Raw genomic sequence first — 24,071 nt, 5'->3', positions numbered from 1 at the left:
ATTCAGCCATGACTGTGATCCTCGATGGCATAACCCCCTTGAACCACCTTGGCGTGATCCGCGCGGAAGGCGAAGACGCGGCCAAGTTCCTGCACGGCCAGCTCACGCAGGACTTTGCGCTGCTCGGCCTGCACGAGGCGCGCCTGGCCGCCTTCTTGTCGGCCAAGGGTCGCATGCAGGCCAGCTTCATCGGTTTCAAGCGCAGCCCGACCGAGGTGCTGCTGGTCTGCAGCCGCGACCTGTTGGCACCCACGCTCAAGCGCATGTCGATGTTCGTGATGCGCGCCAAGGCCAGACTGAGCGACGCGACGGAAGATTTCGCGCTCTATGGCCTGGCCGGCAACGCTCTGCTTTCCATAGCTGGCAGCGCACAGCCCGCCTGGTCCAAGGCCGATTTTGGCTCCGCAACCCTGGTGCACCTGCCCGCTGCGGACGGCCAGCCGCGCGCGCTGTGGGTGGCACCCGCCGGCGAGTCCCCTCCTGCCGGCGCGGCGCTCGACCCCGCGCTCTGGGCCTGGGGCGAGGTGCGCAGCGGCGTCGCCACACTGACCGCGCCGCTGGTCGAGGCGTTCGTGCCGCAGATGCTCAACTACGAATCGGTGGGCGGCGTGAGCTTCAAGAAAGGCTGCTACCCGGGCCAGGAAGTCGTGGCGCGCAGCCAGTTCCGCGGCGCCATCAAGCGCCGCGCCTACTTGGTGCATGCGCCGGCGGCGCTCGCCGTGGGCGCCGAAGTGTTTGCGGCAGACGAGCTGGAGCAGCCCTGCGGCACCTTGGTGCAGGCCGCCCCCGCCCCGAGCGGCGGCTGGGACGCCATCGCCTCGCTGCAGATCGCGGCGGCCGAGCATGGCGGCCTGCAGGTCGGCGCCACCGATGGCGTGGCGCTCACGCTGGGCACCCTGCCCTACCCGCTGCTCGAAGACCTTTGATGCGCCGCGCCGGCGGCGCAGAAAATTTCAATGAAATAGGCTTCCAGCGCTTACCCAGCAAGCGCTGACAGCTATTGCTTTAAGAGCAATCGTGCCTTGCACGCAATGGCACGGCGCGGCGCATCCTCGCCCTACAGCGTCCGCGCCATGGTGATATGGGCGATGCCCGCCTCTTCATAGGGATCGCCCTGCGCCGCAAAGCCGGCGCGGCGGTAAAAGCCCTCGGCGCAGCGCTGCGCGTGCAGCACGATCTGGCGGTCACCGCGCGCACGCGCCGCCTCGACCAGCGCATCGAGCACGGCGCGCCCCACGGCGGCGCCGCGCAGCAGCGGCAGCACCGCCATGCGACCGATGCGCGCCGCGCCATCCGCCTGGCGCACCAGGCGCCCGGTGGCCACGGGCAGGCCCAGGCGGTTGAAGGCCACGGCGTGCAGCGCGCTGGCGTCGTCGGCGTCCCATTCGAGTTCGGCAGGGATGCCCTGCTCCTGCACGAACACCGCGGTGCGCAGCGGCCCGGCGTGGGCCTGCAAGGTGTCCCAGCTGCCGGTGCGGATGTCGAGCATGGACTCGCCGGCCTCGAAGCCTTGCAGCACGCTGCGCAGCAACTCGGGCACGGGGCGCGGGGTTTGCGTGGCCGGGTCGGCAAACACGTACACCAGCTCGCCGCCGACCAGCAGCGTGTCGCCCCGGAAAACGCCGCCCTCGAACAACAGCGACGAATTGCCGATGCGGCTGCAGCGCAAGCCCACGTCGATGCGCTCATCGGCGCGGGCCGAGGCGTGGTATTCGAGCGTGGCCTTGCGCACATAGAGGTCGCCCTGCAGCGCCTGCAGGCTGGCCTCATACGGCAGCGCCAGCGCACGCCAGTAGTCGGCCATGGCGGTGTCGAAGTACATCAGGTAGTGGGCGTTGAAGACGATCTTCTGCATGTCCACCTCGGCCCAGCGCACGCGCATAGGGTGGAAGAAACGGAACGCTTGGCGCTGCATGGCTCAATCCTCGGTACGGAACGCCTGGCGCAGCGCGCGCGCGGCGTCGGCATGTGCGGTGCGCGCCTCGGCAATGGCACGCCCCATCTTGATGAATTCGTGCGTGACGCCGCGGTAGATCTCCAGATCCACCGGCACGCCCGCGGCACGCAGCTTGTCGGCGTAGTCCACGCCCTCGTCCACCAGCGGGTCGCACTCGGCCAGGCCCAGCCAGGCCGGCGCCACGCCGTCCACGTCGCTCGCCAGCAGCGGGGCAAAGCGCCAGTCCTCGCGCTCCTGGCGGTTTTTCACATAGTGGCCGAAGAACCAGCTGATGGCTGGTGCCTCCAACACCAGGCCCTTGGCGTAGGTGGTGTGCGAGGGCGTGTCCCGGTGCGCCGCGCAGCCGGGATAGAACAGCAGCTGCAGCGCCAGCGGCAGGCCGGCGTCGCGCGCGAGGATGGCGCACACCGCCGCCAGCGTGCCGCCCGCGCTGTCGCCGCCCACGGCCAGGCGCGCGCCATCGGCGCCCAGGGCCGGGGCGTGGGTGGCCAGCCACTGCAGGGCGTCCCAGGCGTCGTTGGACGCGGTCGGAAACTTGTGCTCGGGCGCGAGCCGGTAGCCCAGCGACACCACCATGGAGTCCGCCAGGCGCGCGAGTTCGCGGCACAGCACGTCGTGCGTGGCGATGCTGCCAATGGTGAAGCCGCCGCCGTGCAGGTAGAGCAACAGCGGCAGGCCCGGGCCGCCGGCGGGCACCCGCGGCGCATAGATTCGCGCCGGCAAGGCGTACCCGTCGCGCGCGGGAATGCGCAGATCTTCGACGCGCGGCAGCGGCGCCTTGGGCACTTCGAGCACGCCCGCGCCGGCCTCGTAGGCCGCGCGGGCCTGCGTGGGCGAGAGCGTGTGCAGCGGTGGGTGGCCCGCGCGCGCCATGCGTTCGAGCACGCTGCGCATCTGCGGGGTCAGGCGGGTGTGGTGCAGGTGCAGATGGGAGGCCGTCACTGCGCCGCTTTCACTCAAAACGCACCACCACGGGCGCCGCGCCGGCGAGGCCCTCGTAGCGCACCGTGATGGTCTGGCCCGGCTTGGGCGGCATCAGCGGCGAGAACGAACCCAGGCTGATCAGGTCGCCGGGCTGCATTGCCAGGCCTTCCTGCGCCAGCGCACCGGCCAGCCAGACCACGGCGTTGAGCGGATGGTCGAGGATGTCACTGCCCTTTCCCTGCGCGAGCTGCGCGCCACTGCCCTCGCTCACCACCACACGCATGTCGCGCAGCGCATCGAGCAGGGCATGGCGCTCGGCACGGTAGGCGGGCACGACCAGCGGGCTGCCCGCGACGCCCAGGCGCGCGCCGACATTGATGGCGGCCACGCCCGGGCCGTTGAGTTTCGGTGGCGCCTGCACGACCAGGTCGGGCAGCTCGATGAACGGGATGACCTGGTCGATGGCGGCGAGCACGTCCATCGGCGTGCGGGCCTGGTTGATGGCCGCGCTCTTCACGCGCACCAGCATGTCGGCCTCGAACAGCGGCCGCGCGCCAAAGGCGGCGGGCACGCTGGCGCCACTGGACAGCACCATGCCCTCGTAGAGCTTGCCCCAGACCGGCTTGTCGGTGTTGAAGCGCTTTTGCACCGCCGGGTTGGTCAGGCCGGCCTTGTAGCCCACCACCTTGCCCAGGCGCGGCGCCAGCAGCGCATTGAACTTGGCGCGCGTGCAGGCGCCGTCGGCGTCGGACAGGTTCTCGGGGTTGGCGGCAGGCGTCCTGGCCAAGTAGTGGTCGGCCATCTCGGCGGCCTGGGCATCGCTCAGGCACTCGGCCTGCACCGCTGTCGCGCACGCGACGGAAAACGCCAGCAGGGCCAGGGTTTGCTTTGGGGTCATGTCAGCCTCCGGGTTGTACAGTGTTTGCACGCATCGTAGCCGCAACTTTTGCCTCCACCGCCATGGCTTTCATCTACTACATCACCCAGATCCAGTTCGAAGCCGGCGCCATCCGCCTGCTCAAGCATGAGTGCGAGCGCGTCGGCATCGCGCGCCCGCTCATCGTCACCGACCCCGGCGTGAAAGCCGCGGGCCTGCTGCAAAAGGCGCTCGACGCCCTGCCCGGCCTGCCGGTGGCGGTGTTCGACCAGACGCCCTCCAACCCGACCGAGGCCGCCGTGCGCGCCGCCGTGGCGGTGTACCGTGCCGAGGGCTGCGACGGGCTCATCGCCGTGGGCGGCGGCAGCGCCATCGACTGCGCCAAGGGCATTGCCATCGCCGCCACGCACGGCGGTCCGCTCACGCACTACGCCACGATCGAAGGCGGCTCGCCGCGCATCACGGCGGCAGTGGCGCCCGTGATTGCCGTGCCCACCACCAGCGGCACCGGCAGCGAGGTGGCGCGCGGCGCCATCCTCATCGTCGACGACCACCGCAAGCTCGGCTTCCATTCGTGGCACCTGGTGCCCCGGGCCGCCATCTGCGACCCCGAGCTCACGCTCGGCCTGCCGCCGCTCCTGACGGCCGCGACCGGCATGGACGCGATCGCGCACTGTATGGAAACCTTCATGTCGGCCGCTTTCAACCCGCCGGCCGACGGCATTGCGCTCGACGGCCTCGCACGCGGCTGGGCGCACATCGAGCGCGCCACGCGCCAGGGTCAGGATGCCGAAGCGCGCCTGAACATGATGAGCGCCAGCATGCAGGGCGCAATGGCGTTCCAGAAGGGCCTGGGCTGCGTGCATTCGCTGAGCCATAGTCTCGGCGGCGTGGACCCGCGGCTGCACCACGGCACGCTCAATGCGCTGTTTCTGCCGGCGGTGGTACGCTTCAACGCCACGTCTGAATCCGTGCAAAAGGAAAGGCGCCTGGAGCGCATGGCGCACGCCATGGGCCTGGCATCGGCGGGCGACATCCCCGAGGCGATCCGTGCCATGAATGCCCGCCTGGGCCTGCCGCGTGGCCTCTCGGCGGTCGGCGTCGGCGAAGCGCAGTTCGAGGCCGTGATCGACGGCGCCCTGGCCGACCACTGCCACCTGACCAATCCGCGCCTGGCGACGCGGCAGGACTACCGCGAGATGCTGCGGGCCTCGCTGTAAACCCGTCGCCCAAAGCCGCGCCACAGGACGCTTGCCCTGCGCGGCTCAGGCGAACTCGCCGGCGTCGGCCTCGGAGCGCGGGGTCCAGTCGATGGGGTCCTGCTGCAGCACCATGTCGATGTCCAGCCCCAGCACCACACCCACCTCGTCGGGAAAGCTCACCGCCATCTCCTTGTCGTCCAGGCCCGCCTCGCGTGCCCGTGCGCGCCAGACCGCCAGGTGGATCACCCCGGCCAGGGGCTCATAGGCCTTGTTCTCGAACGGGGCGTGCTGGTAGGCCAGCGCATCGACCACCACCTGCGGCAGCTGCCAGCGCAGGGCCAGCGCCGCGCTCACGCGGCCATAGCAGTAGCCGAAGAGGTGTTGCTCCAGCTTGCTGCGGCGCAGGTCCAGCGGCGCGACCAGCGTATTGAGCGACTGCACGCGCTCCGGCGCGGCCAGGTGGATGACCAGCTCGCCCAGGCCGTGCAGCAGGCCCGCGGTATAGGCCGCCACCTGGTCCTGGTGCAGGCTGCCCGCGAGCGAGCGCGCGAGCTTGGCCGTGTGGAGGCTGTAGCGCCAGAACTGGGGCAGGTTCACGCCCGGCACGCTGCGCGAGGCCGTGCCCAGTGGCGCCGAGTTCACCAGCGTGCGCAGCTGGGCCGTGCTCAGCAGCGCCAGCGCTTCGGGAATGCCGGCGATGTGGCGCTGCGCCGCGAAAGCGCCGGAATTGGCCAGCTCCAGCACCCGCGCCGCCAGCGCCGGGTCGGTGCCCAGCAGCTGGTTGACGCGGCGCAGGTCGGGCTCGTCGTGGGCCAGCTGGTTCATCAGCAAAGCCACCGCCCGCGGCAGACTGGGCAGGACGGCGGGCTGGGCCAGCAGGGCGTTCAACTCCATGGGGTTCGGGCGCGCGGTGGTGGAAACCGGGCCATTATCCATGGGCCCGGCGCCCTGCCGTGCCCAGCGCCTGTTCCGGTTCTTACCGCCTTAGCGCTTGCCCTGCAACTTGGCAAAGGCCGCGGCCATGCTCGACTGCTGCGGCGCTTCGCTCGCGCGGCGCGGCTGCTGCTGGCGCCCTGCGCCCTCGAAGCGGTTGGGCGCGCCGCCGCCCGGGCGGGCGCTGGCCTGGCCCAGCTTCATGGTCAGGCTGATGCGCTTGCGCAGCACGTCGACTTCGAGCACCTGCACCTTGACGATGTCGCCGGTCTTGACGACTTCGCGCGCATCGCTGACGAACTTGTGCGCCAGCTGGCTCACGTGGACCAGCCCATCCTGGTGCACGCCCAGGTCGATGAAGGCGCCGAACTGCGCCACGTTGCTCACCGTGCCTTCGAGCTGCATGCCTTCCTTGAGGTCGCCGATGTCCTCGACGCCGTCGTTGAAGCGCGCCACCTTGAAGTCGGGCCGCGGGTCGCGGCCGGGCTTTTCGAGCTCGGCCAGGATGTCCTTGACGGTGATGACGCCGAATTTTTCGTTGGCCAGCAGCTCGGGCTTCAGGGTCTTGAGCATGTCGGCGCGGCCCATCAGCTCGGCCACGGGCTTGCCCGTCGCCTGCATGATCTGCTCGACCACGGGGTAGGTTTCGGGGTGCACACCGGTCATGTCGAGCGGGTTTTCGCCGCCGCGGATGCGCAGGAAGCCCGCGCTTTGTTCGAAGGTCTTGGCGCCCAGGCCCGCCACTTCCATCAGCTGCTTGCGGCTCTGGAACGCGCCGTGCGCTTCGCGCCAGCGCACCACGGCCTTTGCCACGCTGCCCGAGAGGCCCGAGACGCGCGAGAGCAGCGGCGCGCTGGCCGTGTTCAGGTCCACGCCGACCGCGTTCACGCAGTCCTCGACCACGGCGCCGAGCGTGCGCGCCAGTTCGGCCTGGTTCACATCGTGCTGGTACTGGCCCACGCCGATGCTCTTGGGGTCGATCTTGACCAGCTCGGCCAGCGGGTCCTGCAGGCGCCGCGCGATGCTGGCCGCGCCGCGCAGGCTCACGTCGACGTCGGGCATCTCTTGCGAAGCGTATTCGCTGGCCGAGTAGACCGAGGCGCCGGCCTCGCTGACCACTATCTTTTCAATAGCTTCTTGCACTTTCCCTGTCTGCGTTTGAGGGACTTTTGACATCAATTTTATGAGCTCGCCCGCGAGCTTGTCGGTCTCGCGGCTGGCCGTGCCGTTGCCGATCGCAATCAGCTGCACGCCGTGCTTGTCGCAGAGCTTGGCGAGCGTGTGCAGCGCGCCGTCCCAGTCCTTGCGCGGCTCGTGCGGGAACACCGTGGCGGTGTCGACCAGCTTGCCCGTGGCATCGACCACGGCCACCTTGACGCCGGTGCGGATGCCGGGGTCCAGCCCCATCACCACGCGCGGGCCGGCCGGCGCGGCCAGCAGCAGGTCGCGCAGGTTGTCGGCAAACACCTTGATCGCGACCTTCTCGGCGTCTTCGCGCAGGCGCGAGAACAGGTCGCGCTCGGTCGAGAGGCTGAGCTTGACGCGCCAGGTCCAGGCCACGCACTTGCGGATCAGGTCGTCGGCGGCGCGGCCAGCATGGCTCCAGCCCAGGTGCAGTGCGATCCGGCCTTCGGCAATGCTCGGCTTGCCGGGCTCGGGCTCGACGGGCAGCACCAGCTTGGCGTCGAGCAGCTCCAGCGCCCGGCCGCGGAACACGGCCAGCGCGCGGTGCGAGGGCACACGGCCAATCGGTTCGTCGTAGGTGAAATAGTCGCGGAACTTGGCCACGTCGGGGTGGTTCTCGTCCTTGCCTTCGACCTTCTTGGCGGCCAGCAGGCCCTCGGACCAGAGCCATTCGCGCAGGCTCTGGACCAGCGCCGCGTCTTCGGCCCAGCGTTCGGACAGGATGTCGCGCACGCCGTCGAGCACTGCCGGCACGGTCGAAAAATCGGCGCCGGGCTTGCCGTCGTCGAGCACTTCGGGCGGCCGGGTGAACGCGGCGGCCTCGGTGGCGGGGTCGAGCGTGGGGTCGGCAAACAGCTTGTCGGCCAGCGGCTCGATGCCGGCCTCGCGCGCCATCTGGCCCTTGGTGCGGCGCTTTTGCTTGAACGGCAGGTAGAGGTCTTCGAGCTCCTGCTTGGTCGGCGCGGCCGCGATGGCCGCGCGCAGCGCGTCGGTCAGCTTGCCCTGCTCGTCGATGGCCTTGAGCACCGCCGCCCGCCGGTCGGCGAGCTCGCGCAGGTACGTCAGGCGGGCTTCGAGCTCGCGCAGCTGGATGTCGTCGAGGCCGCCCGTCGCTTCCTTGCGGTAGCGCGCAATGAAGGGCACGGTGGCCCCGCCGTCGAGCAGGTCGACGGCGGCCTGCACCTGCGCCGCCGTGACACGGATTTCTGCGGCAATCTGCCCAATGATTTTTTGCATTGCTGTCGTGCCCCACGGCACCCGGTCAGGAAAAGCGGGCGAGTTTGCCACAGGCGCGGGGGCACACCGTGCGAGCGCCGCACTGCGGCCCTGCGCAAATTGCTACTTTTTCAATAGCAAATACCGCAACCCTAGCATAGCAAAAAACCTATTTGGCCGAAAACAGGTGGCGGTCCAGCCATTTTTTGCGCCGCCCCGGCAGCGCGCCCGGGCCTGCCGCACCCGGCAGCGCGGCAACGCAGGGCACTTCGACGCCAATCCACACCCCGCCCTGCGCCGACGGCCCCACCTGCAAGCGCCCGCCCGCCTGTTGCGCGCGCGAACGCATGCCGGCCAGTCCCTTGCCGCCGCCCGGCGGAGCGGCGCCGTCCGCCCAGGCCAGTCCGCGGCCGTTGTCGCTGACCTGCAACAGCCAGGCGTTGCCGGAGGACGCCGGACCCCACGACACGCTGACGCGCGTGGCGTGCGCGTGCTGCAGCGTGTTGCTCAGGGCCTCCTGCACGATCAGGGCCAACTGCTGTGCCGCGGCACCGCCCAGCACGGCGCCGCTGCCCGCCTCCTGCACGCTCCAGTCCATCGCGATCCCGCGGTGTTCCAGCACCGGTTGGAAGCGGTGGCGCAGCCGGGCCAGCCGGTCGGGCAGCGCCTCATCGGTGCTGTCCATCGAGTCGACGACCACGCGCAGCTCCAGCAGGCACTGCTCCAGGCTGTGCAAGGCGTGTTGCTGTGCGGGCTGCGCCGCGTCGAGCAGTGCCATGGCGCCCACGAGCTGCGAGCCCACGCTGTCGTGCAGGGTCTGGGCGATGCGCTGGCGCTCGGCCTGCAGCTCGGGCGAGGGCCGCGCACTGCGCCGCGGGCGCCAGCGCAGCACGCGCGGCAGCTGCACCAGCAGCAGCGCCCCGAGCAGCACCGTCGCGCCCAAGACCACCCACTGCCCAAAGCGCTCTCCGGCAAACCAGCCCAAAGCCATGGGCAAAAACAGCAGCTGCAGCAGCCACAGGGCCACGCAGGCCAGTGCAAAGACCGGGGGGCGGTAGCGGAACATGGCGGGCTGCCACGGCTCTGGCGCTAAAACAGGCCCCGCAGCGAGGCAAAGCGCACCGCCTGCGCGCGCGTGCGCACCTGGAACTTGCGGTAGATGTTGCGCACATGTGTGTTCACGGTCATGCCGCTGATCTGCAGTTGCGCGCCAATTTCGGTGCTGGTGTGGCCGCTGGCCACCATGCGCAGCACTTCTTTTTCCCGCTCGGAGAGCTGCTCGAACTCTGGCGGCGCTGGCGTTCGGGCCGCGCCGGTATGGGACGAATCAAAGCGCTGCAACAGGCGGCGCGCCAGCGTGGGCGTGATCGAAGCGCCCCCGTTGGCCACCTGCAGCACCGCCTGCGGGTAGTTGCCGAACCAGGAGTTCTTGAGCAGAAAGCCCGTGGCGCCGAGCTCGAAGGCGCGCAGCACCTGCTCCTCGCTTTCCGTGACGGACACGACCACCGCCTCGGCCGCGGGGCGCACCGTCTTCATGTAGTCGAGCAGCTCGAAGCCCTCGCCATCGCCCAGGTGCAGGTCGACGAGCATCACATCGAAATCGTGCTGCTTGATGGCCCGGCGCCCCTCGCGCACGTTGGTGGCCTGGCCCACCACCATGGTGCGCGGGTCGGCCATGAGTTCCTGCGCCATCACGCGCCGGATGTGGGCGTCGTCGTCCACGATCAGCACGCGCACGGGGCGTTCGGCCTGCCCGACCAGGAAATGCGGCCACACCGATGGCGGCGCGTTGTAGACGCCGAAGTTGGCGTCTTCCTCGGTCTCCGGTGCCGGCGCGCCGGAAGGGAGCGCACTGTCGGGCAAGGCGTGGACTGCGACCATAAGACCTCCAGCGTGCCGCAGTACCCTGTGCCCAGGGCCCACGTGCACATGGTTTTTCGGGCAAAAATGCCACCAACAGCAACAGCGGCGTGCCACCAGGCACCACGCGGCACGCGGCGCAGGTTTCAGACATTACTTCTTGGCACTACCGCTTTTTACCCAGGGTTTGTGTTGCTGTCCAGACTTCTGTGTCGGCGCTGGTATGTTCGGCCCGCACGCGCCGCGCGAGGTAGCGGCTTCAGCACCCAAGCCACCGTCTGCGAAATGCAAAAAAGATAGCTGACGACGCCCGTGGGGCGTGGCATTGCGGCCATTTTCATGCCAAATCTGCACACCCTACGGGCTGGCCCGGCGCCGGGCACGCCTCAGTGGCTGCGCAACCGCAGCGAGCTGCACACCCCCGCCAGCGCCGCAAAGCCCGCGGCCAAAAGCAGCGCCACGACCTCGCCCACACCGTCGCTGGGCGGCCAGACCGTGAAGATGGTGGCCAGCAGGACGGCGCCCAGCGTCTGCCCCGTCAGCCGCGCCGAACCCAGCATGCCGCTGGCGGCGCCGCTGCGGTGCAGGGGTGCCGACGTGACGATGGTGTGGTTGTTGGGCGACTGGAACAGCGCAAACCCGGCCCCGCACAGCGCCAGGCGCCAGACCATGTTGGCGTTCGACGGGTCGGCGGGCAGCGCCGCCAGCAGCAGCAGGCCGCTGGCAAACACGCCCATGCCGATGCCGCCCAGCAGCCCGTCGGCATAGCGCCCAATCAGCCGGCCTGCCAGCGGCGCCACGACCACGATGCCCAGCGGCCAGGCCGTGATCAGCAGGCCCGCCTGCAGCGGGGAGCGGCCAAAGCTGTCCAGCAACAGAAAGGGCAGCGCCAGGTAGGCCAGCATCTGCGCGCAAAACGCGCCCACCGACGACCCCATGGACAGCGCAAACACCGGAATGCGCAACAGATCGATCGGGAACAGCGGTGTGGCCATGTGCCACTGGCGGCGCAGATAGACCCAGCCCACCAGCACGCCCGCCGCCAGCAGGGCCCAGGGCAGCGGCGAGGCCGCACCGGGCGTGTCGCCATGGCGCACGCCCAGGCGTTCGGCGCCCAGGAAGATCAGCGTGAACATCAGCACATTCAGCGCAATGTCGACCATGGAGTTGCGCGGGCCCGTGTCCAGCACCGGGTTGCGCGGCAGCGCGCGCCGCCCCAGCCACAGGGTGAATGCGCCCAGCGGCAGGTTGAGCGCGAACAGCCACGGCCACGAGGCGACCGACAGGATGCCCGCCGCGACCGAAGGCCCGGCTACCGAAGAGATCGCCACCACCATGGAATTGATCGCCATGCCGCGCCCCAGCAGCGCGCGCGGGTAAATCAGGCGCACCATGGCCGCGTTCACGCTCATGATGCCGGCCGCGCCCAGGCCCTGCACGGTGCGCGCCGCAATCAGCGTGCCCAGCGAGTTCGCCAGCATGGCGCCCACCGACGACAGCGCAAACAGCGCCATGCCGACCAAGTACACGCGCCGGTAGCCGATGCGGTCGCCGAGCGAGGCCAGCGGCAGCAGCATGACCAGGGTGGCGATCTGGTAAGCATTGACCACCCAGATCGAGTGCGCGGCGCTGGCGTTGAGTTCGCGCGCGATGCCCGGCAGCGCCAGGTTGACGATGCTGCCGTCGAGCACGGCCACCGTCAGACCCAGGATGATGACCAGCATGGCCCGGCTGCGCGCCGGCTCGGGCAGGCCGTCGTGCGGCGCGTCGGTGCCGGCCATCAGGCGTGGCACCCGTGCAGCCGGCCCGCGCGCGCGCCGCCGAGCGTGAGCCAGGTCAGCGCCACACCCACCAGGGCGCCGCTGGCCATGCCCACCACCATCGGCAGCGGCTGGCCGTTGGCAAACAGGCCGACGATGCCCATCGCGGCCGCGCCGGTCAGCATTTGCAGCGTGCCCAGCAGCGCCGAGGCCGTGCCGGCAATGGCACCGTGCTCCTCCAGCGCCAGCACCGACGTCGTGGGAATCACCAGCCCCATGAAGGCGCTGGCGACGAAATACAGCGCGATCAGCACGCCCAGCCGGTCGCCTCCCGCCAGGTAGTAGCCCAGCAACGCCAGCATGACCGCGCCCGAGGCGCTGGCCGCCCCCTTGACCACGCGCACGAGCCCGAAGCGCGCACCCAACGCGGCCGTGAACTGCGAGGCGCCGATGAAGGCGATCGCGTTGAGCGAGAACGCGAGGCTGTACTGCGTGGGCGTGAGCCCGTAGTGGTTGATGAGCACGAACGGCGAGCTCGCCAAGTACACGAAGAAGCCGGCCATGGCGCAGCCGCCAATGAACACCAGGCCCAGGTAATGCGCATCGCGCAGCAGCAGGCCGTAGGCACGCAGCGCGCCGCCCAGGCTGCTTTCCACCCGCGCGCTGGCGGGACGGGTTTCCTTCAGCACGGCGTACACCAGCACCAGACCGGCCACGGCGGCCAGGGCCACCGCCCAGAACACGCCGCGCCAACCGGTCACGGCGATCACACCGCTGCCTGCGAGCGGCGCCAGGATCGGCGAGACGCTGAACACCAGCATCAGCAGCGACATCAGGCGCGCGGCCTCGTTGCCGGTGTGCAGGTCGCGCACCACGGCGCGCGGAATGGCCATGCCGGCCGCCGCGCCCAGGCCCTGCACAAAGCGCAGCGCCACCAGGGTTTCGATGTTCGTCGTGAGCGCGCAGCCCACGCTGGCCACGGTGAACAGGCCCAGGCCAAAGTACAGCGGCGGCTTGCGCCCCAGCATGTCGGAGACGGGACCGTAGAACAGCTGGCCGGTGCCCAGCGCCAGGAAGAACGCCGTCAGGCTCCACTGCACGGCGCCCACCTCGGCGCCCAGGCTCTGGCCGATGGCCGGCAGCGCCGGCAGGTACATGTCGATGGCAAACGGGCCGATGGCCGAAAGCAGGCCCAGGATCAGGGCGATTTTGAGAAAACGGGAAAAAAGCATAGCGTCCGATTGTCGCCAAGCTGGGCCAATGCTGCTCGGCGGTCGCTTCTTCGCTACCATCTTGGCCTCCACGCCGCCCCAACAGGCCCCGCCATGCAAGACGATTTGTTCGGCGCGCCGCCCCTCCCGGCGCCTGTGCCACCGCGCAAACGCGCCCCTGAGCAGGTGCGTGCCGCGCCTGCCGACGCGGCGCTCGCTGCGCTGGCGGCGGCGCTGCCACCGCAGCTGCGGCTGGGCACCTCGTCCTGGGCCTACCCCGGCTGGAATGGCTTGGTCTGGGATGGCGACTACCCCGATGCCGTGTTGTCCAAGCACGGGCTGGCGGCCTACGCGCAGCACCCGCTGCTGCGCTGCGTGAGCATCGACCGCAGCTTCTACCGGCCGCTCACGGCCAGCCAGTACGGGCATTACGCCGCACAGGTGCCGGCAGACTTCCGCTTCGTCGTCAAGGCCCCGAGCCTGGTCACCGATGCGCTGGTGCGCGGCGAAGACGGCCGCGGGCGCCAAGCGAACACGGCCTTCCTCGACCCCGACCTGGCCCTGCGCGAATTCGTGCAGCCCGCGCTCGACGGCCTGGGCGCCAAGGTCGGCGCGCTGGTGTTCCAGCTCAGCCCGCTGCCGCTGGCGCAACGGGACCGCTGGCCCGCGCTGCTGCGGCGCCTGCGCGCCATGCTGCTGGCCCAGCCCGGGCTGGCCCCCACGGCACCCGACGGCGTGCTGGCCGTGGAGGTGCGCGACCCCGAGTGCCTGACGCCGGAGTTCGCCGCCGTGCTGCGCGAGGCCGGCGCCACCTACTGCCTGGGCCTGCACGCCAAGATGCCGCGCCTGGAAGCACAGTTGCCGCTGCTGCGCGCGCTCTGGCCGGGTCCGCTGGTGTGCCGCTGGAACCTCAACCCGCTGCATGGCGCGTACGGCTACGAAGAGGCGCAGGCCGTGTACAGCCCCTACGACAAGATCGTCGACCCCGACCCCGAAACCCGCGCGCTGCTGGCACGCACGATTGCCGGCATCACCGGGGCCGGACAGAACGCTTTCGTCACCGTCGCCAACCAGGCCGAGGGCTGCGCCCCGCTGTCGGTGCGCGCGCTGGCGCAGCTGGTGGCGCAGTCGCCGCGCTGACCGGCCCGGCGTCGAAGAGCCCTGGCTGCGCGCCGAAACGCGCGCCTTCGATCTGCAGCAACCGCAGCTTGGTGGCCGTGCCGCCTTCGGCCGAGAAGCCACCCGCGCGCCCGCCGGCCGCCAGCACGCGGTGGCAGGGCACGACGGGCGCGAACGGGTTGTGCCCGAGCGCCTGCCCGACGGCGCGCGCCAGGTGGCGCCCGCCGAGCTGCGCCGCCAGTTCGCCATAGGTGCTGGTCTGACCGGGCGCGATGCGCAGCGCCAGCGCATAGACGCGGCGCTGGAAATCCGTCACGCCGCGCATGTCCAGCAGCACGCCGTCCATCGCGGGTGCACGACCGTCCAGGAATGCGGCGATCGTGTCGATGGCCGCGGCCACGGGCGGTGGCGGCGCCGCCTCGGGCAATGCGCCCGCGGCGCGCAGCAGGCGCGCCCGCGTGGCCGCGGCCGTGGCCTCGGGCAGCTGCAGGGCCACGATGCCGTGCGGGCCCCAGGCCACCGCGCACTGGCCCACGGCGGTGGCAAAAAAGGCCCAGCCACCGCCATGGTTCGGGCTGTGCCAGAGTGGCGCTTGCTGCAATTTGCTCTCCTTTTCATAGCCATCAACGTTGCTCACACATGCGTTGAGGCCACTTTTCATCCACATTTTGTCGTTCCGCCAGCGCCTGCGCCAGCGCCTGCGCCAGTGCCGTGCGCCAGGCCTGTAGGACGCAGAGCACGCGATGTGAAGACGCGTCTTACAGCGCGGCGCCCCAGCGGCGCTGCAAGATCGAACACGCCACCACAAGCCGCACCCGTCTGTTCCATTCCTCCATCGTCCGCCCTTTTTGCGCACCGGCGCTACCACCATGAAAATTTCCGACAAGCTCAAGGACCTTCAACGCTGGGACGAACGCCGCCCCGGCTTTCCGGGCGAGCACTCGCTGGCGCTGGGCGCGGGCCTTCTAGTGATGCGCCGCGCCGGGCGTTCGCGCTCGCTGGTCGGCCGCATGCTGGGGCGCACGCTGGGCACCGCGCTGCTCGCGCGCGCCGCCACCGGGCGTGACGGGCCGCTGGGCAAGCGGGCCCCCACGCCGACCGACCGCGTGCGCGACCTGCTGGCCCAGCGCGCGCGCTGAGCGCAGCCCCGCCCATGCCCACGAACTGGCCGCGCACCCTCTGGATCGTGCGCCACGGCGAGAGCGCCGGCAACGTCGCGCGCGACGCCGCCGAGGCGGGCGGGCTGCCGATGATCGACCTGGCGTGGCGCGACATCGACGTGCCGCTGTCGGACCTGGGCCACGCCCAGTCGCGTGCGCTGGGCCAGTGGTTTGCGCGCCAGGCGCGCGAGCACCAGCCCGAGGTGATCCTGTGCTCGCCCTACCTGCGCGCCCAGCAGACCGCCCGCGCGGTGGCCGAGCACAGCCAGCTGCTCGGCGGCGCCGACGCCAAGCTGCGCCTGGACGAGCGCCTGCGCGAGAAGGAATTTGGCATTCTCGACCGGCTCACGCGCCACGGCATCCAGCAGCAGCACCCGCAGCTCGATGCGCAGCGCGCGCACGTCGGCAAGTTCTATTTCCGCCCGCCCGGTGGCGAGAGCTGGTGCGATGTGATCCTGCGCCTGCGCAGCCTGCTCGAGATGGTGACGCGCGAATACGCCGACCTGCGCGTGCTGGTGGTGGCGCACCAGGTCATCGTCAACTGCATGCGCTATCTGCTCGAACACATGGACGAGCAGCAAATCCTCGGCATCGACCGCCAGGGCGACGTGCCCAACTGCGCCGTGACCTCGTACCGCGCCGAAAAGCGCAACGACGCCGACACCGTGATGCAACTGGACCTGGTGAATTTCCTCGCGCCGCTGCACGACGCGGCCACGCTGGTGACACGCGCGCCCGACGCGCCCGCCGCGCCCAAACCCTGAAGCGCCCCCGCGACGCTCCGCCGCCCCTGTCCAGAGGCTGTCCATGGCCCGCTCCCTGTCCCGCGCTACAGCCGAACCCACCGATGCGAACGCAGCGGAGGGCGGCGCGCGCGCCCTTGCGCGCCCCCGGCTGCTGACCGAGGCCCTGCTGGCGCGCTGGCCGCTGCCCGATCCCGGTCAGCAGGCCGACAAGGAAATGCGCGGCCACGTGCTGATCGTGGCCGGCAGCCCGGAGATCCCCGGCGCAGCGCTGCTGGCCGCCACCGCAGCGCTGCGCGCGGGCGCGGGCAAGCTCACGATCGCCGCGCCCGAAAGCATTGCGCAGGGCTTGGCGCTGGCCGTTCCCGAGTCGCGCGTGATCGGCCTCAAGGAAACGCGCGGTGGCGGTTTTGCGGCCAGCGGCTGCGCGCTGCTCGAGCCCCTGGCCGAGCGCGTGAGCGCGCTGGTGCTGGGGCCGGGCATGCAGGACGAAGCCCGCAGCGCGCCCTTTGTGCGCGCCCTGCTGCCGCTGTTCCGCGCCAGCACGGTGGTGCTGGACGCCTGCGCGATGGCGGTGGCGCAGGACGGTCCGTTCGCGCAGAGCGTGGTGATGACGCCGCACGCGGGCGAGATGGCGCACCTGACCGGTTTGAGCAAGGACGCCGTCGTGGCCGACATGCTGGCTGCGGCGCGCGCGGCCGCGCAGCGCTGGAACGCCTGCGTGGCGCTCAAGGGAGCGACCACCTTCATCGCGCAACCCGACGGCCGCGCCTGGCGCTTTGACGGCGGCACGCCGGGGCTGGCCACTTCGGGCTCGGGCGACACGCTGGCGGGGCTGATCGGCGGGCTGGCCGCGCGCGGCTCGCCGCCGCTGCAGGCCTGCGCCTGGGGGGTGCTGCTGCACTCGCGCGCCGGGCGGGCGCTGGCGCAGGCGCACGGACCGCTGGGTTACCTCGCGCGCGAACTCTCGGCCCAGGTGCCGGCGCTGATCCATGCGATGGGCAGGGTCCCCGCAGGCGGACGCGGGAGCCCACGGGAGCCCTGACGGCGGCCGCCCCCGCACGAGGCCCGTTCAAGCCGCGCGCAGCGCCGTGCGCAGCTGCGCGCCCAGCTCGGGCTTGTCGGCAAACGGGTCGGTCGGATTGCGCGCCTGCAGGATGTCTTCGAGCCGCGTCTGCACCGAGCCGATGGCCTTGGGGTGGCTGTAGATGTAGAACCGGTTGGCGGCGGCAGCGTCGAACACTTTTTGCGCCACCTCCGCCGCCGTCACCTTGCCCGAGGTCACCGCCTTGCCGATCATGGCCTGGCCGATGAGCTGGCTCTGCGTGGGCTTGCTTGCGGCCAACTCGCCAGGGCGGTTGCGCTGGCTGTCGTTGATGCCGGTGGCGACGAAGAACGGGCACAGCACGCTGGCGCCCACCTGGTCCGTCACCAGCGCCAGGTCCTGGTACAGCGTCTCGGTGAGGCTCACCACGGCGTGCTTGCTGACGTTGTAGATGCCCATGTTCGGCGGCGCCAGCAGGCCCGCCATGCTGGCGGTGTTGACGATGTGGCCGCGCCACTGCGGGTCGGCCCGGGCGGCGGCCAGCATCATCGGCGTGAACAGGCGCACGCCGTGGATCACGCCCCACAGGTTCACGCCCAGCACCCATTCCCAGTCCTTGACCGAGTTCTCCCACACCAGGCCGCCCGCGCCCACGCCGGCGTTGTTGAACACCAGGTGCGGCGCGCCAAAGCGCTGCTGCACGTCGGCGGCCAGCTGCTCCATCTGCGCGGCGTTCGATACGTCGACGCGGCGCGCCAGCACCTGGCAGCCTGCGGCCTGCATCTCGGCGGCCCCGGCGTCCAGCGCGTCCTGCTGCACATCGACCAGCACCAGGTTCATGCCCAGGCGCGCGCCGATGCGCGCGCATTCGAGCCCGAAGCCCGAGCCCGCGCCCGTGAGCACCGCCGTCTTGCCGTGGAAGTGGTCGATCATGTCTCTGCCTTTCGGAGGGTGTAGCCAATGCGCGGGAAGTGCACGTGCACGGTGCCCACGCGCGGGTCCTGGCGGCGCAGCGTGTAGCGCGTGCGCGTGGCGGCCAGCAGCTCGCCGTGGGTGGGCTCGGTGCCAAAGCTCTCGGCCGCGATGCTCACGGCCGAGCCCAGCGCGATGCCGTGCTCGTCCTGGAACACGTCGCCCACCAGCGGCAGCGGCTCGGCGCCCGCGGCGACGGTGATGGCATCCTCGCTGCTGAACTTCTCCATGCGCACCATGCCCAGCGCGGCCACGCGGTCCATCCACTCGGACACGGCCGGCGTGGCGGCGAAGATGTCGGCCATCACCGGCACGCAGGTGCGCGTGAACCACAGCGGATGGTAGGCGGCGAAGTCGGCCAGGCACGGCTCGGCGCCGAACAAAAAGTCGTGCTCCTCGGCCATGTGCGCAATGCGCCGCAGGTACGAGCGGTAGGCGGCGGTGGCGTCCTGCGGGCGCGGGCGCGGCATGCCGGCCGCCATGGCGCCGCGGTCCGCGCCAAAGGCCTGCGCCGCACCGTCGGGCAGGTGGGCGAACAGGGCGGCCGCGCCGCGCGGCTGCAGGCTGTAGGCCATGGCGGCCGAGAACAGCGTGGTGTCGGCCCACTGCGCGAACACGCGCGCCACGCCCTTGAGGTGCGGCGGGTACAGCACGGGCTCGGCCTGCTGGTGCTCCAGCACGTCGCAGATCAGGGCCGTGTCGCAGTAGATGTCGGCGCCGACCTGCAGGATGGGCGTCTTGCGGTAGCCGCCCGTGAGCGCCTGCACGTCGGGCTTGGGCAGGATGCTGGGCACGATCACCGACTTCCAGGGCAACTGCTTGTAGGCCAGCGCGCGCCGGATCTTTTCAGAGAACGGGGACGACGGGTAGTGGTGCAGGATCAGAGCGGTCATGGTGCCTCCGTGAGAACGTGCTTACGGGTTCAGGTCGGGCGGCCAGCGCCGGGGCGCACGGCCGCTCAGACCAGCTTGACGAGCTGCTTGCCGAAGTTGCGGCCCTTGAGCAGGCCCAGGAACGCCTCGGGCGCGGCGGCAAGGCCCTGCGCAATGCTCTCGCGCGGGCGCAGCTTGCCGGTGGCCACCAGCGTGCCCAGCTCGATCAGGGCCTCGGGCCAGACCTCCATGTGCTCGCTGACGATGAAGCCTTCGATCTTCATGCGGTTGATGAGGATCAGCGCCGGGTTGGCCATGGGCAGCGGCGCGCCGTCGTAGCCGGCGATCATGCCGCACAGCGCGATGCGGCCAAAGGCGTTCATGCGCAGCATGACGGCGTCCATGATCCAGCCGCCGACGTTCTCGAAGTAGCCGTCGATGCCGTTCGGGCAGGCTTCCTTGAGCGCCTTGGCCATGGCCGGGGTGTCGGTGTGCTCCTTGTAGTCGAGGCAGGCGTCGAAGTGCAGCTCTTCGACGGCATAGCGGCACTTGTCCACGCCCCCGGCAATGCCCACCACGCGGCAGCCGCGCGCCTTGGCCAGCGCGGCAAAGGCGCTGCCCACCGCGCCACTGGCGGCGCTGACGACCACAGTGTCGCCGGCCTTGGGCGCGATGATCTTCACCAGGCCGTACCAGGCCGTCACGCCCGGCATGCCGACAGCGCCCAGGTAGGCGGACAGCGGCACCTGCGTGGTGTCCACCTTCTTCAGGGCACCGGGCTGCGTGGCATTGACCACGCTGTATTCCTGCCAGCCGCCAAAACCCACCACCTTGTCGCCCACGGCGTACTTGGGGTGGTGGCTCTCGACCACCTCGCCCGCGGTGCCGCCCTGCATCACCTCGCCCAGCGGCTGCGGCTGGGCGTAGCTCTTGCTGTCGTTCATGCGCCCGCGCATGTAGGGGTCCAGGCTCAGGTAGTGGTGGCGCACCAGCACCTCGCCGTCTTGCAGCGCCGGCGTGTCGCTGGCCACCAGCTTGAAGTTGGCGGCCGTGGCCTCGCCCTGGGGGCGGTTGTCGAGCAGGATTTGCTGGTTGCGGGGCATGGTGGTCTCCTGTGGGTTGCAAATTTGATAGCTTCCAGCGCTTACCCAGTAAGCGCTGGAGGCCCATATGACCTGTTTTTCGGATCAGTCGGTGGACAGGACTGCCGGGGCGGCCACCCCCGCGCCCTCTTCCGCACGGCGGCGCACATATTTGAAGGTGCCGGTGGAATGGCTGCACAGGCGGCCTTCGGCGTCGACCACCGTGCCTTCGACAAACGCCATCGACGCGGTGCGGTGGAGGAGCCGGCCCTTGGCCACGAGGGGGCCGCGCGCGGGCTGCATGAACGTGGTTTTCATCTCGATCGTGACGACGCCAAAGTCGGGCGTGTCGCTGCGCGCCGCAGTCGCCATGGCCACGTCGAGCAGCGTCATGGAGGCGCCGCCGTGGGTCACGGCAAACGAATTCAGGTGCTGGGGCTGCGCTTCGTAGTGCAGCTCGGAATGGCCGCCGTCCATGCGGTGCAGCGTAAAGCCCAGGTGGCTGACAAAAGGAATTTCTGCACCAAATTTCAACACGGTTCGCTCCAAGGTTCAAAGAAGAGCGCGCAGCATACCCAAGCCGCAGCGCTCAGCCACCGGTGACCACACTCACGCCGCCGTCCACCGCCAGCCACTGGCCGGTGATGTGCTTGCCCGCATCGGACGCGTACAGCGCGCACAGGCCCTTCAAGTCCTCGTCGTCGCCCAGCCGGCCCAGCGGCGCATGGGCCGCCAGCGCCTCCTCGCCCATGGCCTTGAGCGTGCCCACCGTCATCTTGCTTGGAAAGAAGCCCGGGCAGATGGCATTGACGCGGATGCCGTACCGGCCCCATTCGGCGGCCAGCGCGCGCGTGAAGTTGATCACCGCGCCCTTGGACGTGTTGTAGGCAATGGTCTTCATGCCGCCGGGGTTGCCGCCCAGGCCGGCGATGGACGCCACGTTGATGATGCTGCCGCTGCGCCGCCCGATCATGCTGCGCTTGGCGATGTGCTGGCTGAGGATGAAATAGCCGCGCACATTGAGGTTCATGACCTTGTCCCAGGCCTCGACCGGGTGGTCCTCGGCGGGCGCGCCCCAGGTGGCGCCGGCGTTGTTGACCAGGATGTCCACGTCGCCCATGCGCTGCATCGTCTCGTCGGCCAGGCGGTGGATGTCGGCCTCCTGGGCGCAGTCGGCGGCGATCCAGCGCGCATCGATGCCCGCGTCCTGCAGTTGCGCCGTGGCCTCTTCCAGGTCGGACGCCTTGCGCGAGCTGAGCATGATGCGCGCGCCCGCCTCGCCCAGCGCGTGCGCGATCTGCAGCCCCAGGCCGCGCGAGCCGCCGGTGACCAGCGCGGTCTTGCCGCTGAGGTCGAACAATTGCTGGATGGTGCGGGTCATGTCGTGGTCTCCTGGAGCAGGTTAGATGCATGTCGTCAATGAGCCCATGCCCAATGGCCGGCCTAGCGCTTGCTGTGTGGCAGCCGATTGTGCGATGGCGCAATGGCGCAGCGTGTCACCTGGGCGATTGGTGCCGAGACACCCAGGAAAACATTTTGGCCAGTGGTGATGGACATCGCGCTTTTTTAATATTTCTTCCTCCTGCTCTCGCCTCTTCAATTCCAAAATTGTATAAAACCTTTCGTAATGATGGGATGACCGGAAGGGAACATCTCTTTTGTACTTGCTTCGATTGAAGATCAGCCATCCTTAACATGTATGCGAGCACCCTATGAAATATAGACCTGAAGTAGACGGACTCCGTGCAATAGCAGTTCTCCCTGTCATAGTTTTTCATGCTGGCTTTCAATTATTCAGCGGCGGTTTCGTTGGCGTCGACGTATTCTTTGTAATCAGTGGATATTTGATTACTTCAATCATACTCGCCGAGAAGAAAACGGGCACGTTCAGTCTCATCAATTTTTACGAACGCAGAGCCAGGCGGATATTGCCAGCACTCCTCACAGTCCTTGTCGTTTGCTTGCCCTTTACGTGGGCATGGCTGCTGCCAGAAGACATGATTAGTTTCTCACAAAGCTTGATGGCCGTTTCTGATTATATTTCAAATATTTTATTTTGGCGTACCAGCGGCTATTTCGAGACCGCAGCCGAATTGAAGCCGCTACTTCATACGTGGAGTTTGGCAATTGAGGAACAATACTATTTTTTATTTCCAATTTTCTTCGTGGCAATTTGGAAATTAGGCAAAAATTGGGTTTTTGCCATACTTGCAACTCTTGCCTTTCTAAGTCTGGCGCTCGCACAATGGGGATCAATTTTCAATCCCTCCGCTGCATTTTATCTTTTACCGACACGCGGATGGGAGCTGCTAATTGGCGCCCTCTTGGCAATCTACTCAACAGGAAAAAATCGCTTTCATCCAAACAGAATATTCAGTGAATTCGGCAGTCTGCTCGGCATCCTGCTGCTTATATACGCAATATTTAAATTCAACAACGAAACCCCATTTCCCAGCTTCAATCGGAAAAATACTAAGCCACAAACTACTTGTCGGAGTCGGGTTGATTAGCTACAGTGCCTATCTATGGCATCAGCCGTTGTTCGCCTTTGCACGCCACAGAAGCCTAACCGAACCCAGCAAACTACTTTTTACTGTATTGGCGATGCTTACCTTAGGGCTGGCCTATTTCACTTGGAAATATATTGAAATACCTCTCAGGAACAAACACAATTTCAGCCGCAGAAAAATATTTCTATACAGCGCTTTAGGCAGCTCCTTATTTCTTTCTTTTGGATTAATAGGGAATTTTAACGAAGGATATCCAAATCGCCTTCCTAAATCTCTTGCGCTTACGGAAATAGAACTACCCAGAATTGACAACGGCTGGTGCTTCTACAGCATTGACAACCTAGGCTATTTAAAAGTCGGCGCTGACGGCGTAAATTGCTGGCTCGGAAAAAAGTCGTCAAACGTAAAAGGCATTTTATTCGGAGATTCTTTTGCTGGACAATACGAACCCTTCTGGGACAAAACCGCCAACGAACTGAATGCAAGCATCAATGCCATCACAACAAACTGGTGTTTTCCGAGCATGAATGAGGAATTCACTGGAAAAACCAGCAGTCGGGCACTGAAGCAGTGTTTTTATAACAGAAAATATTTGATTGAGAATATTTCAAATTACGATTTTGCCATTTTAGGCGGAAGCTGGGGCAGCGTTTTAGAACAAAAAAAAAATGGATGGGGTTCTGCAATTAATAGACAAGCTCGCACCGAAGGTACGAATTGTTATCTTGATGGCGAGCCCAAAGCATTTTGAAAACGACATCATGAAATACTATAAAAAAAGCATGTGGTTTGATGGCAAATTTGACATCCCAAAAGCCACAAACCAAAGAGACAAAAATTCGCTCAAGGCGAACGAAATTTTAGAGGGGTTTTCAAAAAATTACACCAATGTTTTATTTATAGACAGAGATTCAATTTTTAATTCCGACGGAAAACCTTCCGATTTAACCAATGAAAATTTACCTTTCAGCTTAGAAGGAGCACATATAAGCATTTATGGATCAAAAGCCGCCGCAGCAAACTTTTTACTGTCAAAAAAATACTCTTATATCAAGAAAGCATTACATTGATAAACCCTGACCCAGGGGCGCTCTGCACGATTCCCCGGTTTGGTGAGCCTTACGCTCCCTGCACACGCACCTGTCCCGCAGCCAGTAATTTTTTGCCTGGCCATCCACAGGTTGGACAGCGCAAACAGCGTGACGATCTGCGCCGTGTTCTTCTTCAGCCCCGGTAGCGCACTTTCACGTACTCGAAGTACTGCTGGAGCACCCGAAACGGGTGTTCCACCTTGACTCGAATGCCAGCTCTGGTGCGCTCCAGTTGATCGATCAGTGCGTCCACGGGTGTGTCCTTGCCAGCGCGCGGCGCAGACCCCGTGGCCAGGATTTGCTCAGCCAGCTTATGGCGCTCCAGCAGATGCCGAAAGCGCAGGATGCTTGAC

22 protein-coding genes and 2 pseudogenes are annotated in these 24,071 nt (G+C 67.7%); 8 read left to right on the top strand and 16 right to left on the bottom strand.

Annotation, left to right across the window (positions count from 1 at the left end; translation table 11 throughout):
- Window positions 1-8: 8 nt before the first annotated feature.
- Window positions 9-926 carry a folate-binding protein YgfZ gene (locus B2J89_RS03525; RefSeq protein ID WP_169167845.1) on the top strand — a complete coding sequence of 306 codons (918 nt, stop codon included), beginning with the start codon at window positions 9-11 and terminating at the stop codon, window positions 924-926.
- Window positions 927-1,057: 131 nt separating this feature from the next.
- Here the strand turns inward: B2J89_RS03525 and B2J89_RS03520 are convergent, their stop codons facing one another.
- From B2J89_RS03520 to B2J89_RS03510, 3 genes are read right to left on the bottom strand one after another with little or no spacing between them, the layout of a single operon-like run.
- Entirely contained in the window at window positions 1,058-1,915 is an 858-nt protein-coding gene (locus tag B2J89_RS03520) for a YbgC/FadM family acyl-CoA thioesterase (RefSeq protein ID WP_169167844.1), read from the bottom strand.
- 3 nt (window positions 1,916-1,918) lie between these two features.
- The gene (locus B2J89_RS03515; RefSeq protein WP_169167874.1) at window positions 1,919-2,851 is read right to left on the bottom strand and encodes an alpha/beta hydrolase; all 933 of its coding nucleotides are present in this window, start codon (window positions 2,849-2,851) and stop codon (window positions 1,919-1,921) included.
- Between the two features lie 58 nt (window positions 2,852-2,909).
- Complete coding sequence (locus B2J89_RS03510; protein ID WP_169167843.1) at window positions 2,910-3,779, bottom strand: 2-keto-4-pentenoate hydratase; 870 nt, start codon at window positions 3,777-3,779, stop codon at window positions 2,910-2,912.
- 62 nt (window positions 3,780-3,841) lie between these two features.
- Between B2J89_RS03510 and B2J89_RS03505 the strand changes: the two genes are divergently transcribed.
- Window positions 3,842-4,978, top strand: a complete 1,137-nt coding sequence (locus tag B2J89_RS03505; RefSeq protein ID WP_169167842.1) for an iron-containing alcohol dehydrogenase — start codon at window positions 3,842-3,844, stop codon at window positions 4,976-4,978.
- 45 nt (window positions 4,979-5,023) lie between these two features.
- Here the strand turns inward: B2J89_RS03505 and B2J89_RS03500 are convergent, their stop codons facing one another.
- The 6 genes from B2J89_RS03500 to B2J89_RS03475 all read right to left on the bottom strand — a co-directional run bounded on the left by B2J89_RS03500 (window position 5,024) and on the right by B2J89_RS03475 (window position 13,145).
- Complete coding sequence (locus tag B2J89_RS03500) at window positions 5,024-5,854, bottom strand: HDOD domain-containing protein (protein WP_169167841.1); 831 nt, start codon at window positions 5,852-5,854, stop codon at window positions 5,024-5,026.
- 90 nt (window positions 5,855-5,944) lie between these two features.
- A complete protein-coding gene (locus B2J89_RS03495) occupies window positions 5,945-8,314 on the bottom strand; it encodes a Tex family protein (RefSeq protein WP_169167840.1) in 2,370 nt (789 codons plus the stop codon).
- A gap of 148 nt (window positions 8,315-8,462) precedes the next feature.
- Entirely contained in the window at window positions 8,463-9,359 is an 897-nt protein-coding gene (locus B2J89_RS03490; protein ID WP_169167839.1) for a sensor histidine kinase, read from the bottom strand.
- Between the two features lie 23 nt (window positions 9,360-9,382).
- Window positions 9,383-10,174 carry a response regulator transcription factor gene (locus tag B2J89_RS03485; protein WP_169167838.1) on the bottom strand — a complete coding sequence of 264 codons (792 nt, stop codon included), beginning with the start codon at window positions 10,172-10,174 and terminating at the stop codon, window positions 9,383-9,385.
- A gap of 365 nt (window positions 10,175-10,539) precedes the next feature.
- Complete coding sequence (locus B2J89_RS03480) at window positions 10,540-11,934, bottom strand: MFS transporter (RefSeq protein ID WP_169167837.1); 1,395 nt, start codon at window positions 11,932-11,934, stop codon at window positions 10,540-10,542.
- Window positions 11,934-13,145 carry a multidrug effflux MFS transporter gene (locus B2J89_RS03475; RefSeq protein ID WP_169167836.1) on the bottom strand — a complete coding sequence of 404 codons (1,212 nt, stop codon included), beginning with the start codon at window positions 13,143-13,145 and terminating at the stop codon, window positions 11,934-11,936. Before B2J89_RS03475 ends, B2J89_RS03480 begins: the two co-directional genes overlap by 1 nt.
- A gap of 93 nt (window positions 13,146-13,238) precedes the next feature.
- On the opposite strand from B2J89_RS03475, the gene B2J89_RS03470 reads away from it, so the two are divergent.
- Window positions 13,239-14,264 (top strand): DUF72 domain-containing protein, encoded by a 1,026-nt coding sequence (locus B2J89_RS03470; protein ID WP_169167835.1) that lies wholly within the window; start codon window positions 13,239-13,241, stop codon window positions 14,262-14,264.
- Here the strand turns inward: B2J89_RS03470 and B2J89_RS03465 are convergent.
- Entirely contained in the window at window positions 14,182-14,844 is a 663-nt protein-coding gene (locus tag B2J89_RS03465) for a methylated-DNA--[protein]-cysteine S-methyltransferase (RefSeq protein WP_240964714.1), read from the bottom strand. The two genes, B2J89_RS03470 and B2J89_RS03465, sit on opposite strands and share 83 nt — an antisense overlap.
- A gap of 268 nt (window positions 14,845-15,112) precedes the next feature.
- Here B2J89_RS03465 and B2J89_RS03460 point away from each other — a divergent pair, with 268 nt between their 5' ends.
- From B2J89_RS03460 to B2J89_RS03450, 3 genes are read left to right on the top strand one after another with little or no spacing between them, the layout of a single operon-like run.
- On the top strand, window positions 15,113-15,382 hold the full coding sequence (locus tag B2J89_RS03460) for a hypothetical protein (RefSeq protein WP_169167834.1): 270 nt from the start codon (window positions 15,113-15,115) through the stop codon (window positions 15,380-15,382).
- Between the two features lie 14 nt (window positions 15,383-15,396).
- Window positions 15,397-16,167, top strand: coding sequence for a histidine phosphatase family protein (locus B2J89_RS03455; RefSeq protein WP_169167833.1), 771 nt, complete (start codon window positions 15,397-15,399; stop codon window positions 16,165-16,167).
- Between the two features lie 43 nt (window positions 16,168-16,210).
- Window positions 16,211-17,191, top strand: a complete 981-nt coding sequence (locus tag B2J89_RS03450; RefSeq protein ID WP_169167832.1) for an NAD(P)H-hydrate dehydratase — start codon at window positions 16,211-16,213, stop codon at window positions 17,189-17,191.
- A 27-nt stretch (window positions 17,192-17,218) separates the two neighbouring features.
- Here B2J89_RS03450 and B2J89_RS03445 read toward each other — a convergent pair whose 3' ends face one another.
- The 5 genes from B2J89_RS03445 to B2J89_RS03425 form a co-directional block, all read right to left on the bottom strand.
- Window positions 17,219-18,124: an SDR family oxidoreductase gene (locus B2J89_RS03445; protein WP_169167831.1), complete on the bottom strand. Its 906-nt coding sequence runs from the start codon at window positions 18,122-18,124 to the stop codon at window positions 17,219-17,221.
- The gene (locus tag B2J89_RS03440) at window positions 18,121-19,056 is read right to left on the bottom strand and encodes a glutathione S-transferase family protein (RefSeq protein ID WP_169167830.1); all 936 of its coding nucleotides are present in this window, start codon (window positions 19,054-19,056) and stop codon (window positions 18,121-18,123) included. The genes B2J89_RS03445 and B2J89_RS03440 overlap by 4 nt, the downstream gene beginning before the upstream one ends.
- 65 nt (window positions 19,057-19,121) lie before the next feature.
- A complete protein-coding gene (locus B2J89_RS03435) occupies window positions 19,122-20,138 on the bottom strand; it encodes an NADP-dependent oxidoreductase (protein WP_169167829.1) in 1,017 nt (338 codons plus the stop codon).
- A gap of 84 nt (window positions 20,139-20,222) precedes the next feature.
- On the bottom strand, window positions 20,223-20,654 hold the full coding sequence (locus B2J89_RS03430) for a PaaI family thioesterase (RefSeq protein ID WP_169167828.1): 432 nt from the start codon (window positions 20,652-20,654) through the stop codon (window positions 20,223-20,225).
- 52 nt (window positions 20,655-20,706) lie between these two features.
- The gene (locus tag B2J89_RS03425) at window positions 20,707-21,498 is read right to left on the bottom strand and encodes an SDR family oxidoreductase (protein ID WP_169167827.1); all 792 of its coding nucleotides are present in this window, start codon (window positions 21,496-21,498) and stop codon (window positions 20,707-20,709) included.
- A 331-nt stretch (window positions 21,499-21,829) separates the two neighbouring features.
- Between B2J89_RS03425 and B2J89_RS22465 the strand changes: the two genes are divergently transcribed.
- Both B2J89_RS22465 and B2J89_RS22460 read left to right on the top strand, forming a co-directional pair.
- Window positions 21,830-22,627: an acyltransferase gene (locus tag B2J89_RS22465; protein WP_205763685.1), complete on the top strand. Its 798-nt coding sequence runs from the start codon at window positions 21,830-21,832 to the stop codon at window positions 22,625-22,627.
- Between the two features lie 94 nt (window positions 22,628-22,721).
- Window positions 22,722-23,697: pseudogene (locus B2J89_RS22460) on the top strand (SGNH hydrolase domain-containing protein).
- Window positions 23,698-23,741: 44 nt separating this feature from the next.
- On the opposite strand, the pseudogene B2J89_RS03415 reads toward B2J89_RS22460, so the two are convergent.
- Window positions 23,742-23,953: pseudogene (locus B2J89_RS03415) on the bottom strand (transposase); the annotation flags it as partial.
- Window positions 23,954-24,071 lie beyond the last annotated feature (118 nt).

This window comes from Acidovorax sp. SRB_24, assembly GCF_012931925.1.
Note: the sequence above shows the minus strand (reverse complement) of the source record. Positions and strands in the feature narration are given on the sequence as shown.

Excerpts from the sequence above, each read along its gene's own strand:
- B2J89_RS03505 (WP_169167842.1), top strand. The coding sequence starts at position 3,842 with ATGGCTTTCATCTACTACATCACCCAGATCCAGTTCGAAGCCGGCGCC.
- B2J89_RS03510 (WP_169167843.1), bottom strand. The coding sequence starts at position 3,779 with ATGACCCCAAAGCAAACCCTGGCCCTGCTGGCGTTTTCCGTCGCGTGC.
- B2J89_RS03460 (WP_169167834.1), top strand. The coding sequence starts at position 15,113 with ATGAAAATTTCCGACAAGCTCAAGGACCTTCAACGCTGGGACGAACGC.
- B2J89_RS03450 (WP_169167832.1), top strand. The coding sequence starts at position 16,211 with ATGGCCCGCTCCCTGTCCCGCGCTACAGCCGAACCCACCGATGCGAAC.
- B2J89_RS03490 (WP_169167839.1), bottom strand. The coding sequence starts at position 9,359 with ATGTTCCGCTACCGCCCCCCGGTCTTTGCACTGGCCTGCGTGGCCCTG.
- B2J89_RS03495 (WP_169167840.1), bottom strand. The coding sequence starts at position 8,314 with ATGCAAAAAATCATTGGGCAGATTGCCGCAGAAATCCGTGTCACGGCG.
- B2J89_RS03485 (WP_169167838.1), bottom strand. The coding sequence starts at position 10,174 with ATGGTCGCAGTCCACGCCTTGCCCGACAGTGCGCTCCCTTCCGGCGCG.
- B2J89_RS03455 (WP_169167833.1), top strand. The coding sequence starts at position 15,397 with ATGCCCACGAACTGGCCGCGCACCCTCTGGATCGTGCGCCACGGCGAG.
- B2J89_RS03520 (WP_169167844.1), bottom strand. The coding sequence starts at position 1,915 with ATGCAGCGCCAAGCGTTCCGTTTCTTCCACCCTATGCGCGTGCGCTGG.
- B2J89_RS22465 (WP_205763685.1), top strand. The coding sequence starts at position 21,830 with ATGAAATATAGACCTGAAGTAGACGGACTCCGTGCAATAGCAGTTCTC.
- B2J89_RS03515 (WP_169167874.1), bottom strand. The coding sequence starts at position 2,851 with ATGCGCAGCGTGCTCGAACGCATGGCGCGCGCGGGCCACCCACCGCTG.
- B2J89_RS03445 (WP_169167831.1), bottom strand. The coding sequence starts at position 18,124 with ATGATCGACCACTTCCACGGCAAGACGGCGGTGCTCACGGGCGCGGGC.
- B2J89_RS03480 (WP_169167837.1), bottom strand. The coding sequence starts at position 11,934 with ATGGCCGGCACCGACGCGCCGCACGACGGCCTGCCCGAGCCGGCGCGC.
- B2J89_RS03475 (WP_169167836.1), bottom strand. The coding sequence starts at position 13,145 with ATGCTTTTTTCCCGTTTTCTCAAAATCGCCCTGATCCTGGGCCTGCTT.
- B2J89_RS03440 (WP_169167830.1), bottom strand. The coding sequence starts at position 19,056 with ATGACCGCTCTGATCCTGCACCACTACCCGTCGTCCCCGTTCTCTGAA.
- B2J89_RS03425 (WP_169167827.1), bottom strand. The coding sequence starts at position 21,498 with ATGACCCGCACCATCCAGCAATTGTTCGACCTCAGCGGCAAGACCGCG.
- B2J89_RS03525 (WP_169167845.1), top strand. The coding sequence starts at position 9 with ATGACTGTGATCCTCGATGGCATAACCCCCTTGAACCACCTTGGCGTG.
- B2J89_RS03470 (WP_169167835.1), top strand. The coding sequence starts at position 13,239 with ATGCAAGACGATTTGTTCGGCGCGCCGCCCCTCCCGGCGCCTGTGCCA.
- B2J89_RS03500 (WP_169167841.1), bottom strand. The coding sequence starts at position 5,854 with ATGGAGTTGAACGCCCTGCTGGCCCAGCCCGCCGTCCTGCCCAGTCTG.
- B2J89_RS03435 (WP_169167829.1), bottom strand. The coding sequence starts at position 20,138 with ATGCCCCGCAACCAGCAAATCCTGCTCGACAACCGCCCCCAGGGCGAG.